This is a genomic window from Carboxydocella sp. JDF658, from assembly GCF_002049395.1.
Classification (GTDB): domain Bacteria; phylum Bacillota.
In genome coordinates, this window is record NZ_BDLR01000025.1 from 25076 (window position 1) to 39195 (window position 14120).

Annotated in this window: 14 protein-coding genes; all 14 read left to right on the forward strand. The window is 34.2% G+C overall.

Going from position 1 to position 14120, the window contains the following annotated elements:
- Positions 1–25 precede the first annotated feature (25 nt).
- Positions 26–352 (forward strand): group II intron maturase-specific domain-containing protein, encoded by a 327-nt coding sequence (locus JDF658_RS14775; RefSeq protein WP_242946615.1) that lies wholly within the window; start codon positions 26–28, stop codon positions 350–352.
- A gap of 320 nt (positions 353–672) precedes the next feature.
- Positions 673–1533 (forward strand): dTDP-4-dehydrorhamnose reductase, encoded by an 861-nt coding sequence (rfbD, locus tag JDF658_RS05090; protein ID WP_079906681.1) that lies wholly within the window; start codon positions 673–675, stop codon positions 1531–1533.
- A 1-nt stretch (position 1534) separates the two neighbouring features.
- A complete protein-coding gene (locus JDF658_RS05095; RefSeq protein ID WP_079906682.1) occupies positions 1535–2257 on the forward strand; it encodes a sugar phosphate nucleotidyltransferase in 723 nt (240 codons plus the stop codon).
- A gap of 12 nt (positions 2258–2269) precedes the next feature.
- On the forward strand, positions 2270–2731 hold the full coding sequence (locus JDF658_RS05100) for a dTDP-4-dehydrorhamnose 3,5-epimerase family protein (RefSeq protein ID WP_079906684.1): 462 nt from the start codon (positions 2270–2272) through the stop codon (positions 2729–2731).
- A 10-nt stretch (positions 2732–2741) separates the two neighbouring features.
- Complete coding sequence (rfbB, locus tag JDF658_RS05105) at positions 2742–3704, forward strand: dTDP-glucose 4,6-dehydratase (protein WP_079906686.1); 963 nt, start codon at positions 2742–2744, stop codon at positions 3702–3704.
- On the forward strand, positions 3665–4519 hold the full coding sequence (locus JDF658_RS05110; protein ID WP_143311951.1) for an ABC transporter permease: 855 nt from the start codon (positions 3665–3667) through the stop codon (positions 4517–4519). Before rfbB ends, JDF658_RS05110 begins: the two co-directional genes overlap by 40 nt.
- Positions 4520–4549: 30 nt before the next feature.
- The gene (locus JDF658_RS05115; RefSeq protein WP_079906689.1) at positions 4550–5269 is read left to right on the forward strand and encodes an ABC transporter ATP-binding protein; all 720 of its coding nucleotides are present in this window, start codon (positions 4550–4552) and stop codon (positions 5267–5269) included.
- 15 nt (positions 5270–5284) lie between these two features.
- Positions 5285–8464 carry a glycosyltransferase gene (locus JDF658_RS05120; protein WP_159446566.1) on the forward strand — a complete coding sequence of 1060 codons (3180 nt, stop codon included), beginning with the start codon at positions 5285–5287 and terminating at the stop codon, positions 8462–8464.
- A 19-nt stretch (positions 8465–8483) separates the two neighbouring features.
- Entirely contained in the window at positions 8484–9599 is a 1116-nt protein-coding gene (locus JDF658_RS05125; RefSeq protein WP_159446567.1) for a glycosyltransferase, read from the forward strand.
- 8 nt (positions 9600–9607) lie between these two features.
- Entirely contained in the window at positions 9608–10597 is a 990-nt protein-coding gene (locus tag JDF658_RS05130; protein WP_079906693.1) for a glycosyltransferase family 2 protein, read from the forward strand.
- Between the two features lie 43 nt (positions 10598–10640).
- Entirely contained in the window at positions 10641–12467 is a 1827-nt protein-coding gene (locus tag JDF658_RS05135; RefSeq protein WP_079906694.1) for a glycosyltransferase family 39 protein, read from the forward strand.
- Positions 12468–12502: 35 nt separating this feature from the next.
- Positions 12503–13240: a glycosyltransferase family 2 protein gene (locus tag JDF658_RS05140; RefSeq protein WP_307189627.1), complete on the forward strand. Its 738-nt coding sequence runs from the start codon at positions 12503–12505 to the stop codon at positions 13238–13240.
- Positions 13237–13584, forward strand: coding sequence for a DUF2304 domain-containing protein (locus JDF658_RS05145; protein ID WP_079906696.1), 348 nt, complete (start codon positions 13237–13239; stop codon positions 13582–13584). The genes JDF658_RS05140 and JDF658_RS05145 overlap by 4 nt, the downstream gene beginning before the upstream one ends.
- Positions 13585–13665: 81 nt before the next feature.
- Positions 13666–14022 carry an EamA family transporter gene (locus JDF658_RS05150; RefSeq protein ID WP_242946616.1) on the forward strand — a complete coding sequence of 119 codons (357 nt, stop codon included), beginning with the start codon at positions 13666–13668 and terminating at the stop codon, positions 14020–14022.
- Positions 14023–14120: the final 98 nt, after the last annotated feature.

Consider the following 14120-nt stretch of genomic DNA (forward strand, 5'->3'; position numbering starts at 1 on the left):
TGTCAAATCGTTCCTGGAGAAGAAGTTGATAACTTCTCGAAGCAAGGCAGAGAAGATTTCGGATCGCATCAAGAGCATCAATGCCTACCTTGGAGGCTGGATAGGCTACTATGCGCTGGCAGAAACGCCAAGCATATTCCAGGAAATCGAGGGATGGCTAAGACGAAGATTGCGGATGTGTGTCTGGAAACAGTGGAAGCGTGTCCGAACCAGATACCGTGAACTGCGGGCATTGGGCTTGCCTGAGTGGGTTGTCCATAGGATGGCCAGTGCCCGCAAAGGCCACTGGCGCATGTCTCAGAGATTAAACAAGGCCCTGAACAATGCCTACTGGCATGAAGAGTTTAACTGAACGTTATCATCGCATTCGTCAAGCTTGGTGAACTGCCGTTTACCGAACGGTATGTGCGGTGGTGTGAGAGGACGGGGGGTTAGTCACCCTATCCTACTCGATTGTGTATGAAATGACTTATTTTATAGCGAAGAGTAAAAGCAAGGGACTTATGTTCTTTTTTACAGAAAAATGTAATCATTAGCAAACAATAGGATAATAAGGAGGACTTTCTGTTTTAATGTCGAATATCAGGATTTATAAACAGGTCTATCATGGTTACATACTGACTTGCTTGCCTTGTGGAGGCGATAAAAAGACTCAATGAAAAGGTGAAAATAATGAAAGCAAAAGTTATAATAACCGGAGCGGCAGGAATGTTAGGGCAAGATCTGTGCTCTGTCCTGCAATCACAATGGGATGTATACGGATTGAGCCGGGAAGAATTGGATATAACCCAATATCTGCGGGTGGATGAGGTTTTGAAGAAAATTAAACCTGCAGTAGTTATAAATGCGGCAGCATACACCCAGGTTGATAATTGCGAAACGAATCAAGAAGAAGCATACCGGGTAAATGCTCTGGGTCCTCGTAATTTGTCAGTGGTATGTCAGCAAATAGGAGCTTCACTGGTACAAATCAGTACTGATTATGTTTTCGATGGCAAGGGCGCTCAACCGTATGATGAATACAGTCCGACTAATCCTCTTGGTGTTTATGGCAAATCCAAACTGGCAGGAGAAGAATTGGTAAAAACCCTGACTAATCGATACTATATTATACGCACCGCCTGGCTATATGGTAAAAATGGAAACAATTTCGTTAAAACTATTTTACGCCTGGCTGCTGAAAGAGAATATCTTACAGTTGTTGACGACCAGACAGGGTGTCCTACTTATACAAAAGATTTAGCTGTTGCAATAGCAGAATTGCTTGAACAACCGGGCTCTTATGGAGTTTACCATTTTACCAACAGTGGTAGTTGCACCTGGTATGAATTTGCCAGAGAAATACTGAAAATTGCTGGGATAGAAAAAGACGTAAGACCCATCAAAAGTCATGAATTAAATCGACCGGCACCACGGCCGCATTATTCAGTTTTGGCAAATAACCTGGGGCCTTTAAATGGAGTAAAACCATTGAGAGAATGGCAGCAGGCTTTGAAAGAGTTTCTTAATGAAATCAAATTAGTGGGGGATTGAAATGAAAGGTATAATTTTGGCAGGAGGTACTGGCTCTAGACTGTATCCGCTAACAAAGGTAACAAATAAGCATTTATTACCGGTAGGCAATTATCCCATGCTGTATTATCCAATCAAACGTTTACAAGAGTGCGGGATTGAAGACGTCATGATCATTACTGGCAAAGAACATGCTGGCAGTATTGTCAACCTGTTAGGCAGTGGTGCCGAAATGGGTTTGCGCTTTACTTACCGGATCCAGGATCAGGCGGGAGGAATAGCTCAGGCTCTTGGTCTCTGTGAGGAATTTGTCGGACACAATCAATGTATCGTGATTCTTGGTGACAATATATTTGAAATGAATATTAGCAAGTATGCCGAAAACTTCCGCCGGCAAGGAAAGGGAGCCAAAATCCTGCTAAAAGAGGTGCCAGACCCTCATAGATTTGGTGTAGCAGAACTTAAGGACGGAAAAATCATCAGTATTGAAGAAAAACCCAAAAACCCCAAAAGCAATTATGCGGTAACAGGTATTTATATGTATGATCACCATGTTTTTGAGATCATCAAAACCCTTAAGCCTTCTGCCAGGGGAGAACTGGAGATTACCGATGTTAACAATGCTTATATCGCAAGTAATAGTCTGACTTATGATATTTTAGAGGGCTGGTGGACTGATGCCGGGACTTTTGAATCTTTTTATAGGGCTAATCAACTGGCAGCCACAATCGAATTAGACTTGTAAGTGGGGGTTAATATGGATACAATTGCCGGAGTAAAGGTAAAAAAACTGATTAAACGTGTTGATGATCGTGGGTTTTTTATGGAAATTTTAAGGGACGATGACGAGCTTTTAACCAGGTTTGGACAAGCGTCCATGTCTTTAACCTATCCAGGCGTAATCAAGGCGTTTCATTATCATAAAAAACAAGATGATTTATGGTTTTTTCCTGTTGGCAATGCGCAAGTCGTATTATATGACCTGCGTCAGGATTCTCCTACCTACAAAATGACGAATGTCTTTTATATGGGAGAGCACAATCCCATCTTGCTAACAATACCCAAGGGAGTAGCTCATGGCTATCGGGTTTTGGGGAATGAACCTGCTGTCATAGTTTATTTTACTACGGAATCATATGACCGGAATAACCCGGATGAATTCCGCATTGCCTGGGATGATCCGGAAATAGGTTTTGATTGGACAACGAAAAACAGATAGGAGGAGAACGGTGAATAAAAGAATTTTAGTTACCGGAGGAGCGGGGTTTATTGGTTCAAATTTTATAAGATATATGCTAAAAAAATACCCTGAAGTCCGGATAGTCAATCTAGATAAACTAACATACGCGGGTAATTTGGAAAACTTGAGAGATATAGAAGATAATCCGAATTACCGGTTTGTGAAAGGAGATATTGCAGATCCCGTTGTAGTCGACCAGTTAGCAGCAGAGGTTGATTATATTGTCAATTTTGCTGCTGAATCCCATGTTGACCGCAGCATTGAGGATCCTTCAATTTTTATAAAGACAAATGTTATGGGTACCCAGGTGCTGTTGGATGCTGCTAAAAAACACGGGATAGAAAAATATTTGCAAATATCTACAGATGAGGTGTATGGATCCCTGGGACCGACCGGTTATTTTACTGAGGAAACACCCTTGGCGCCTAACAGCCCTTATTCGGCTAGTAAAGCTGGAGCTGACCTACTGGTTAGAGCTTATCATGAAACCTACGGATTACCGACGCTGATAACCAGGTGCTCAAATAATTATGGACCTTATCAGTATCCAGAGAAACTTATCCCTTTTTTCATTAAGAGGGCACTTGCAGATGAGTACCTGCCGGTCTATGGCGATGGAATGAATATAAGAGATTGGTTACATGTGGAGGATCACTGCAGGGCGATTGATTTGGTTTTGCAGAAGGGTAGAATAGGTGAAGTTTATAATATTGGCGGCAATAATGAAAGGACGAATATTGAGATTACCAGGTTGATTCTGCAGGAATTAAACAAACCGGAAAGTTTGATTAAATTTGTTCAGGATAGATTAGGGCATGACAGACGTTATGCTATTGATGCCAGTAAGATTAAAACAGAACTGGGCTGGCAGCCTGAGTATACTTTCGAGCAAGGAATAAAGGAGACTATAAAGTGGTATCTGGAGAACAGGAAATGGTGGGAAAAAATTTAATCAAGGAAAAACGAATTAGATTTGGAGCGCATGTTAGCTTTATTTCCGAGATTCGTGAACTGTATGAATATAGAGGTCTTTTACTGAATTTAACGAAAAAAGAACTTAGCTTAAAATATAAAGGGTCAGTTTTAGGTTTTTTGTGGTCCTTTATGAATCCTTTGTTAATGATGACAATTTATTCAATCGTATTTACTACAATAATACGAATTGGGATTGAAGATTTTCCTATATTTTTCTTAGGCAATTTTTTACCATGGACTTTTTTTCAAATGTCAGTTTTGAGCTGTGTATCTTCAATAGTTTATAACGCAAATCTTATTAAAAAGGTTTACTTTCCTAGAGAGGTAATACCTTTATCCATAACTATAGCAAATCTAATAAATATGTTATTAAGTTTTATTGTATTTTTATTATTCTTACTCTTTTTTGGAAAAAGCATAAACTATTCTGTGTTTTTTTTACCAATCGTAATCATTATACAATTCTTTTTTACAGCCGGTCTTGGAATGCTTCTAGCTGCACTCAACACGTTTTTTCGTGATATTGAACATTTGGCAAACGTAATATTTTTTGCCTGGTTTTATATAACACCAATTTTTTTTCCTTTGTCAATGGTACCTAAAGATTATAAATTTATGTTTTTAATAAATCCTATGACGCTGATTATTACTAATTATACAGATATTTTATATTTTGGTAAATGGCCAAGTGTTAGTAATTTATTAATTTCGTTGTTTTTGGCAGGATTTGTTTTTCTAGCAGGGTACTATGTTTTTAATAAACTTAAATGGCTGTTTGCCGAGCATGTATAAAATAAATACTTAATGAGGCGATGATTGGTAATGTATGCAGTAAAGATAGTAGGTATTTCAAAGAAATTTAAGTTATATCAACAAAGAACATATTCATTGAAAGAATTTTTGATACGAAGGAACAATCAATATGAAGAGTTTTGGGCGCTAAAAAATATCAATATTAATATTCCTAAAGGAAAGACTGTAGGATTAGTAGGTAAAAACGGATCTGGGAAAAGTACGTTACTTAAAATTATTGCTAGAATACTAAAACCAACTGAGGGGTTCATAGAAGTTAATGGAAAGGTTTCGGCTCTTTTGGAATTAGGTGCAGGTTTTCAAAGTGATTTTACGGGTAGAGAAAATATTTTTCTTAATGGCTCAATTTTAGGATTATCTAATAAAGAAATCATAAATAAAATGCAGGATATTATTGATTTTTCTGAACTGGAAGACTTTATAGATACTCCGGTTAGAAATTATTCTTCTGGAATGTATATGCGGTTAGCTTTTGCTATTGCGGTAAATGTTGACCCAGATATTTTACTAGTAGATGAAGTTCTGGCTGTAGGTGATGAAGCTTTTCAAAAAAAGTGTTTAGAAAAAATTAATGAATACAAAGCTAAAGGTAAAACAATTATTATTGTCTCTCACTCTGCTGATTTAGTAGAAGCTTTTTGTGATTTAGCTGTTTTATTAAAGCAAGGACAAGTTGAAGACGTTGGAACTGCATCGGAAATAATAAAAAAATATCGCATGTTGGGATAAATGGGAGGTTTAGATGTGAACGATAATACCACTGTTTGGGATAATGTATTTGCTAGCTGGGATCCCAAATTGATACCGGTGCCTTCTCCATTAGCGTGTGAATTTATATATCTTTTTAAAAGTCTAGTTCCTGAAGGAGCTTGTCTTTTAGAGGTGGGCAGTGGAAGTGGAGAGATTTCAGCTGCTTTAGCACAAAACGGATATGAGTGTACTTTACTTGATGCGTCAGATGTCGCATTAAATTTAAGCAAACTTTTATTCGAAAATAATAATTGTAAAGGGAATTTTGTTAAAGGCGATTTATTTAATTTGCCTTTTCCTGATGAAAGTTTTGATATAGTTTGGAATAGTGGAGTGATAGAACATTTTGATGACGTGGAAATAGTAGCTGCTCTTCGTGAAATGCGAAGGGTTAGTAGGAAGTTTGTAGTAGTTGCTGTACCCAATGCATCATGTGTTTTTTATAGATTGGCTAAGTGGTATCTTGAGAGTCAAGATAAATGGGAATATGGAAAAGAAACTCCAAAATCCTCTTTAAAAAAGCTTTTTAGACAAGCAGGCTTCTCAAAGTCTATTATAGAAGGGTATATAGGTTATGATTTGGGTATTAGCTGGATTAACAGGTTAGACCAAATTCCAGAAGGATTCGGGGAATTAATCAGGCATTGGTCTCAAGAACTAAGAAATGATGAGGCATTAATATCAAGTCTTAGTTATTTATTAGTAACGATTGGACATAAGAACAATGATAGTTGGCTGTCTTTGGCAGGAGGGGACGTATTATTGCTTAAAAAGAAACTAGGCCTAGGTTTAAGTGAAAAAAGGACAAAGAAAATGGGAATAAATTCGTTAAATGAAAAAATCAAAGAACTCCAAGACACTTTAAATAACTTTATTTTGGAACGATTGTACATTGATTTGGAAAACGAAAGGAAACAAAATTTGGCGCTACAAAAGGAGTTAGGTGAACTCAGGGTGCAACTAACCAGTAGCCAGTATGATTTGTTTAAAAAAGAAAACGAAATTAAAGTTCTCGCAGAAGAACTTAATAAAGTAAAGGTACGTCTTGCTGAAATCATTGAAGAAAAAAATTTTATTGAAACTAAATTAGAGACGGAAGTTGCCCATGTTACACAGGAAAAAAAGATGTTGGAGGATACATTAAAATCAATCTATAATTCTCGTGCTTGGAAAGCTCTAACTCTATATCGCAAATGCAAATATGGATTATTAGAATTGTTTAAAAAAAAATCTGAGGTCGCTATAAAAAAAAATAATGAGCAGGTAAATGTAGGTTTAGAAGTACCGTTAGAAAATAATCCTTATCATATATGGAAGTATGATATCTTGTGTTTTCCAATTATAGACTGGGGTTTTCGCTATCAAAGACCACAGCAATTAATGACCCACTTTGCTGATAAGGGATATAGAATTTTTTACTTTACTACTACATTTAATCTAGCTAAAGAAAAAGATGAACCTAAAATAGAAATCAGAGAGATTAGGAATAATGTTTGGGAAGTCAAACTATCTCTTGTACGTAATCTTAATATTTATAAGGATAGCATTGACGATATAAATCTAAATATGCTTAAGAAATCAATCTTTGAGTTAAGAAAAAGATTTGGTATCTTAATGGCATGTAGTATAGTAGATCTTCCCTTTTGGGGGAAATTAGCTTTTAGTCTAAAAGAAGAATTTGGGTGGAAGGTTATTTATGATTGCATGGATCAACACAGTGGGTTTTCAACAAACGATGATATAATGTTGAGAACAGAACGAGAACTGACACAGAAAGCGGATTTAGTAATAACGACTTCCAAAAAGTTGTTTAACGATAAAAGAACAGAAAACAGACATACAATTCTAATCCCTAATGCTGGTGATTTTAAGCATTTTTCTAATCCGCCTGATACCCAAAAACCGGAATATTTAAGTGGACCTGTAATTGGTTATTATGGAGCAATTTCTGATTGGTTTGATGTTGAAATTATCAGGTATTCGGCAACAAAACATTTGGATTGGAATTTTTTGTTAATAGGGAGCACTTTTGGAGCCGACATTGAGCCACTGAAAGGATTAAAAAATGTTTTTCTATTGGGTGAAAAATCTTACGCTGAATTGCCAATGTATTTAAGCTGGTTTGATGTAGCAACAATACCTTTTAAGATTAATGAGTTGACTTTAGCTACAAATCCGGTTAAGTTTTTTGAATATATTGCGATGGGAAAACCAGTTGTTTCAATAAAACTACCGGAACTTGAGCCATATGCAGAACTTGTTTATCTGGCAGATAATAAAGAAGAGTTTGATAAAATGCTTGAGCTTGCTATAAAAGAAAAAGATATTGTTATAAAAGAGAAACGAATTTCTTTAGCAAAGGAGAATACATGGGAAAAACGATGTGAATTAATGGAACAGGAGATGTCTAAGCTATATCCACTGGCAAGTATTATAATTGTTACCTTTAATAATCTAAGTCTCACTAAGCAGTGTATTGATAGTATTTTTGCTAATACACTCTACCCTAATTTTGAGATTATAATAATTGACAATAATTCAAATGATGGTACAAAAGAATACTTGAAAGGATTGGAGGCTACCGATGCTAGGGTAACGGTTATCTTAAATGAAAAAAATTATGGTTTTGCAAAAGCTAACAATCAAGGGCTTAAAATTGCTAAAGGGGAATTTTTGGTATTACTAAACAATGATACCATTGTTTCAAGAGGATGGTTGGACGCCCTTGTCCAGCATGCAAAGAGAGAAGATGTTGGACTCGTAGGACCAGTTACCAATTCTATTGGTAACCAAGCAAAGATAGAGGTTGACTATAAGAGTCCTTCCGAAATAAATGAATTTGCATGGAAGCATTGTTCAAAAAATAAAGGCATTATTTTTGATATACCTATGTTAGCTATGTATTGCGTAGTAATGCGAAGAGAAGTTTTTGAAAAAGTAGGATTTTTAGACGAGGGCTTTGAGGTAGGTATGTTTGAAGACGATGATTATTCTCATCGAGTAAAGTTAGCTGGATACAGGGTAGTTTGTGCTGAGGATGCCTTTGTTCATCATTTTGGCGGGGCGTCATTTGGGAAATTGGAAGAACAAGATTATAAAGAAATTTTTGAGAAAAACAAGCGAAGGTTTGAAGAAAAGTGGAAAATAAAATGGAAACCCCATTCTTATCGCTAAGTGATAAGGTGACTTGATGATGGAAGGCAAAACAATCATAATTCTAGGAGTAACCGCTTGGAACGATATTAGGCAGCGACCTCAACACTTTGCTGTTATGCTTGCAAGGAAAAATAAGGTTATTTATTTTAATCCTATAGTATCACCATTTACAGTGATTCAAGGGAAAACTAAAAGGGGAGTTTTTCCAAAAGTTTTTAGTTCAGAAGGGGTAATAATTATCGACCCGCCTCTTTTATGTCCGTTTTCCAATAAAATTAGGCTTATAAATAAGTTTAATGCAACAATATTTTCTCTGTTTTTTAGGGGCATGATTAATGAGAAAATTGATATTTTATGGGTAACTAGTCCGATCTGGGCGGATGTAGTTGGTAATTTGAAAAGTAACCATATAGTTTTTGACTGTATGGACAATTATCCTGAGTTTTTTGTAGGAAGAGAGAAAAGGAACTTCGAAAATCTAGAAAAAAAATTAGTGGTATGTGCTGATGTCATTATTACTTCTTCCCAAGAGTTATATTCTAAAATCAAGGAAAGATATAACCGTAGTAATGATGTATTTTTAATATTGAATGGTGTGGAAGTTGAAAACTTTTTACCTGCAATAAAATATGACACACCAAATATTGAAAACCCCGTTATAGGTTTTGTTGGTAATATAGGAGCATGGGTTGATTTAGATTTGATTGAATTTCTAGCTATTAGAAATCCACAGTGGGATATTAGGTTGATTGGGCCAATAAATCAGGGAATTAAGTATAGATCTAAAATGAAAAATGTTAAATTTATTGGTCCAGTGAATTATTATGAATTGGCTTCATTTATGAGAGAATTTGATATAGCAATAATCCCTTTTAAAAAGAATGAGTTAACGAAATATGTTAACCCGGTTAAAATATGGGAATATTTAGCTGCGGGGAAACCTGTGGTTTCAATTGGTATTCCAAGTCCCAGTCCGGATCATCTTTGCCGGACATCGGAAAATTATGAGGGTTTTGAGGCTAACATTAAAAGGTTTCTGTCTGCTAACAGTTTTTCTCAGGAAAAGATAACAGAAAGAGTAAATTTTGCAAGGGATAATTCTTGGGAAAAACGATTTGAGGAGATAGAGATTATACTTTCTAAAATGAATTAAGGTGAGTTATGAAAGTAACAATTGTTATTCCGAATTGGAATGGTGGAAAGTTCTTACGTCAATGTTTAAGTTCTTTAGTGAATCAAACTTTTACTGACTTCGAAACAATCCTGGTTGATAATGGCTCTACGGATGATAGTGTCTTAATAACCAAAAAGGAATTTCCTTGGGTACAAATTATATGCCTTGACAAAAATTATGGTTTTGCTTATGCAGTCAATCGAGGTATTGAGAATGCAAGGGGTGAGTATATAGCTTTATTAAATAATGATACATTTGTTGATCAAGATTGGTTAAAAGAGTTAGTTAATGCTCTTGATATCGATCCTGAAGTCAGCTTTTGTTCCTGTAAGATGTTACAGTTTGGTAATAAGGCTGTAATTGATTCTGTTTGCGATGTGTACACATTATCAGGTCAAGCGGTTAAGCTTGGCTATGGTTTAAGAGATTGTGGGCAATATGATAGTTTGAAGGAAGTATTTGGAGCTTGTGCAGGTGCAGCGATTTACCGTAAAGAGTTTTTTGATAAGGTTGGCTTATTTGACGAATCTTTCTTCTGTTATTATGAGGATGTGGATTTAAATTTAAGGGCTGCGGCTAAAGGACTAAAGTGCGTATTTGTTCCCAAAGCAGTAGTTTACCATATAGGTAGTGCTACAACGGGTGGAAGGTATAATAAGTTTAATTTATATTATACGGGACGGAATTATGTTTTAACCTTAAAGAAAAATCTACCAAAATCTCTCTTGCTTATACTTGTACCCTTGATTTTTTTAAGTAATATAGTACTAGTTATAAAATTTGCCTTTATAAAAATTAGTCTTGGTAAATGTTATCTTAAAGGTTTAATTGATGGGATTAAGGCTGACGTTTCAGTTCACTATACCAAACAACTAAATTTTTATAAAGGGTTAATTATTATGTGTCAAGGGTTTATACTAACATGTCAATTTAGGTTTAGTAGATTGAAATATGGATTAGAGGAAAAATGGCCATAATTATAAGAGTGATTCATTTTAAACTTTTTATGGGGGAGATTAAGTGGAATTGACATGGTTTATTATAAAGCATTATTTAATTATCATTGGTTTATTAGTTTCATCATTTCTTTTAGGATTTATTTTTCTAAAAAAATTTAATTTTAAAACGGATCTGGAACTATTCTTTTTTTCAACTTCACTAGGGATTGGTATTTGGGCAATTATACTGTTTGTCCTTGGTTTAATTGGATTATTATATAAAGAAGTTATTTATTTTATTAATATTATTATTTTTATAAAAAACCTTTCTAAAAGTAACATAAACTTAAAAAGTATATTTTTGTCCAGAAAAGACTGTATTAAAGATAGTTTAATTATTTTAGGATTACTTTTTATAATTTACCCAATTTTTATTTTCTTTTTGTATCCACCTACCGCTTGGGATTCAATAAGTAGTCATTTAGCGGCAGCGAAAATCTATGCAAATTCTCATGCTCTCGTTTACACACCATATTTAAGATATCCTGTATTTAATCAGAATACAGAATTATTATTTTCAGTGATGTTTTTAATTGCAGATGATATTGCAGCTCAGTCCATTTCGTGGGTTTCTAATTTATTGGTTGTTATTGGTATTTATTCCTTTTCATCTCATTTTTTCAACAGAGGTGTGGGAATTATTAGTGTTACTTTCTGGTTATCAGCACCATTAGTCCTTCATTTAGCTTCTATTGGCTATGTTGATATAAACCTTACTCTATTTACTGTAGCTGCTTGTTTTTCTGGATTCATATTTTTAAAAGAAACTGATATTGGATGGGCTTACTTATCAGCAGTATTTTTTGGATTTGCAGTGGGAACTAAATATTCTGCACTTATTGTAATTACTTTGTTTATATTACTATTATTTAGTCATTATTTAAAAGTTGGTGGATTTAGAGGAGCAATTAAACTGGGATTTAAATACGGAATGGTAGGTTTAATAATATCTTTACCTTGGTTTCTACGAAATTATTTTTATTCAGGGAATCCTTTTTTCCCGTTTTTTAGCAAAGTATTTGGTTTAGGAAAGATATGGACCAAAGACGACTATAACGGACAAATTCAGGATCTTCTTTACTCTCATGGTCTTCAGAAAAACATTGTTAACCTCTTAGATATACCTCATGAATTGTCATTTCATTGGGACCGCTTTTTAATTGAGGCCCCATTTACACCTATTTTCTTTTTCGGGCTAATTCTATTTTTAAGTGTTCCACAAAAAGGAAAATACATTTTATCTATATTTTTAATATGGGTTAGTTATTTAGTAATTTGGTTCTATTCGGCTCAGATACCTAGATACTTATTAATTATTTGGCCTCTTGCGTGTATTACTTTTGGCTGGGCAACAGATTATTGGATAAGTAAAGTTTTCTCTAAAGCCAAAATTAAAGATATTGCAACATACCTTATTTCTACTATACTTTTGTTTAATATTTCTTTACCATATTTACAAAGGGAATTAAACAACATGGGAGATTTGCCGGTTAATTCTGAAGATAGAGATGAATATTTATCTAGGTTTCTACCGACATATCCGGCATATAAATATCTTAACTCGCGAGAAAAATCAACTATTTATGCGTTACTTGACGAAAATATGAACTATTTTTATAAAGGGACTTTTATAGGGGATTGGTTTGGACCAGGAAGATACTCGCAAATACTTAATAGTATTAATTCGGGACAGGCTTTATATAATACATTAAAAAAGTTAAATGTTAAATATTTTGTCGTAAATCTTCAAAGAACCAAAAATATTTCTTTACCCAGTGATGAATTTTTTCAAAGTCATTTTTTGTTAGAATATGAAAATGAGTATGTTAAGGTGTTTTCTCTACATTGATAGTTAGTAAATAATATATTTATTGAAGTAATAATTTGACTAGAAAGGAGTTTGCTATGAGTTTTTTTCCTAAAACGATTGTTATTATTCCTGCTTATAACGAAGAAAAAAGTATAGGAATTGTTGTTAAAAAAATATTAAAAATATATCCTGAGTTTACAATTCTGGTTATCGATGATGGCTCAAATGATAATACTGCTGATATCGCTTTTCAGGCCGGAGCTAAAGTTATTAGACTCCCACAAAATTTGGGAATTGGAGGAGCTGTGCAAACTGGTTATCTGTATGCATTATATAACAAATATGAGATTGCAATTCAAATAGACGCAGATGGACAACATAAGCCTGAGGAATTACATAAGATACTTAAACCGATTGTAGAACAAGAGGCAGACCTAGTAATAGGCTCGAGATATGTAAAAAAAACCCAATACAAATCAACATTTAGTCGTAGAGTTGGTATGATTATCTTATCTGCTTTAGTTAGCTTAATAACGAAGCAAGTTTTTAAAGATACTACTTCTGGATTTAGAGCTGCAAATCGGAAGGTAATTAAACTATTTGCAAAGGAATATTCTACTGATTATCCTGAAGTTGATTCTTTGGTTGTAGCTAAGATGTATGGATTAAATATTAAAGAAGTTTCGGTTGAAATGGAGCAGAGGCTAGCGGGTAGTTCATCTATAACACCTTTACGTTCAGTATATTATATGATTAAGGTTAGCTTATCTTTATTAGTTAGAGCTCTTAAGTACGAAAGGATGACACTATGAAAAATATTTTGATTTTTTCATTTACAATTAGTATTATTTTTATGATAATAATATTTGATTTAATTCGTAAAAAACTTCTCAAAGAACAATATGCATTGCTCTGGTTGTTTTTTGGTAGCATTATGATTATTTTATCAACAAATTCCGTTTGGTTAGATTTCATGGCCAGAGTATTGAATGTAATTTATCCTCCTTCTTTGCTTTTCTTATTCGGAATATTGGTTTGTCTCTTTCTGATTCTTCATCTCTCATTGGTGGTATCAAGACAATCAGAGCGAATAGTTAGGTTAACCCAAGAAATTGGGATTTTAAGACATGAGATTGAGAAAAGAAGAGATGGTTAATATTTAATATCTTATAAACGACAATATAAATTGTTTGCTTCTTAATAAAGGTGAATTAATGGTATAAATTTTGACATGAGGGTGGTAGAAGAATTGATAATTTTTTTAACGATTTTAAACTCAATGTTTATGGTTATCGGGCAAATAATGTGGAAATTGGGAGTAATAGGAAAAGAGATTAATAGTGTTTCACAGTTATTAAAGCTCTTCTTGAATCCCTTTATAATATTAGGCATTGCTATATATGTATTTGCTACTGGACTTTGGCTTTATATATTAAACAAAGGAGAGCTAAGTTATGTCTATCCTTTACAAAGTATATCCTATATTTTTGCATTGATGGCCGGATTGACTATTTTTAAAGAGAATTTAACTGCTTCTAAATTAATTGGCGTCTGTTTAATTTGTTTAGGAGTAATAATGCTTGCTAGAAAGTAGAGAAAAAATGTGGACGTAAAGTTGGAAAAATGGGCTTGTTCAGTTAATGTATTTGTTTATATTGGCAATTAAGGAACAGCAACTATAGATACTATAAA

Bases quoted from the DNA above. Each gene is read 5' to 3' on its own strand.
- rfbD (WP_079906681.1), top strand. From the start codon at position 673: ATGAAAGCAAAAGTTATAATAACCGGAGCGGCAGGAATGTTAGGGCAA.
- JDF658_RS05095 (WP_079906682.1), top strand. From the start codon at position 1,535: ATGAAAGGTATAATTTTGGCAGGAGGTACTGGCTCTAGACTGTATCCG.
- JDF658_RS05100 (WP_079906684.1), top strand. From the start codon at position 2,270: ATGGATACAATTGCCGGAGTAAAGGTAAAAAAACTGATTAAACGTGTT.
- JDF658_RS05115 (WP_079906689.1), top strand. From the start codon at position 4,550: ATGTATGCAGTAAAGATAGTAGGTATTTCAAAGAAATTTAAGTTATAT.
- JDF658_RS05125 (WP_159446567.1), top strand. From the start codon at position 8,484: ATGGAAGGCAAAACAATCATAATTCTAGGAGTAACCGCTTGGAACGAT.
- JDF658_RS05130 (WP_079906693.1), top strand. From the start codon at position 9,608: ATGAAAGTAACAATTGTTATTCCGAATTGGAATGGTGGAAAGTTCTTA.
- JDF658_RS05145 (WP_079906696.1), top strand. From the start codon at position 13,237: ATGAAAAATATTTTGATTTTTTCATTTACAATTAGTATTATTTTTATG.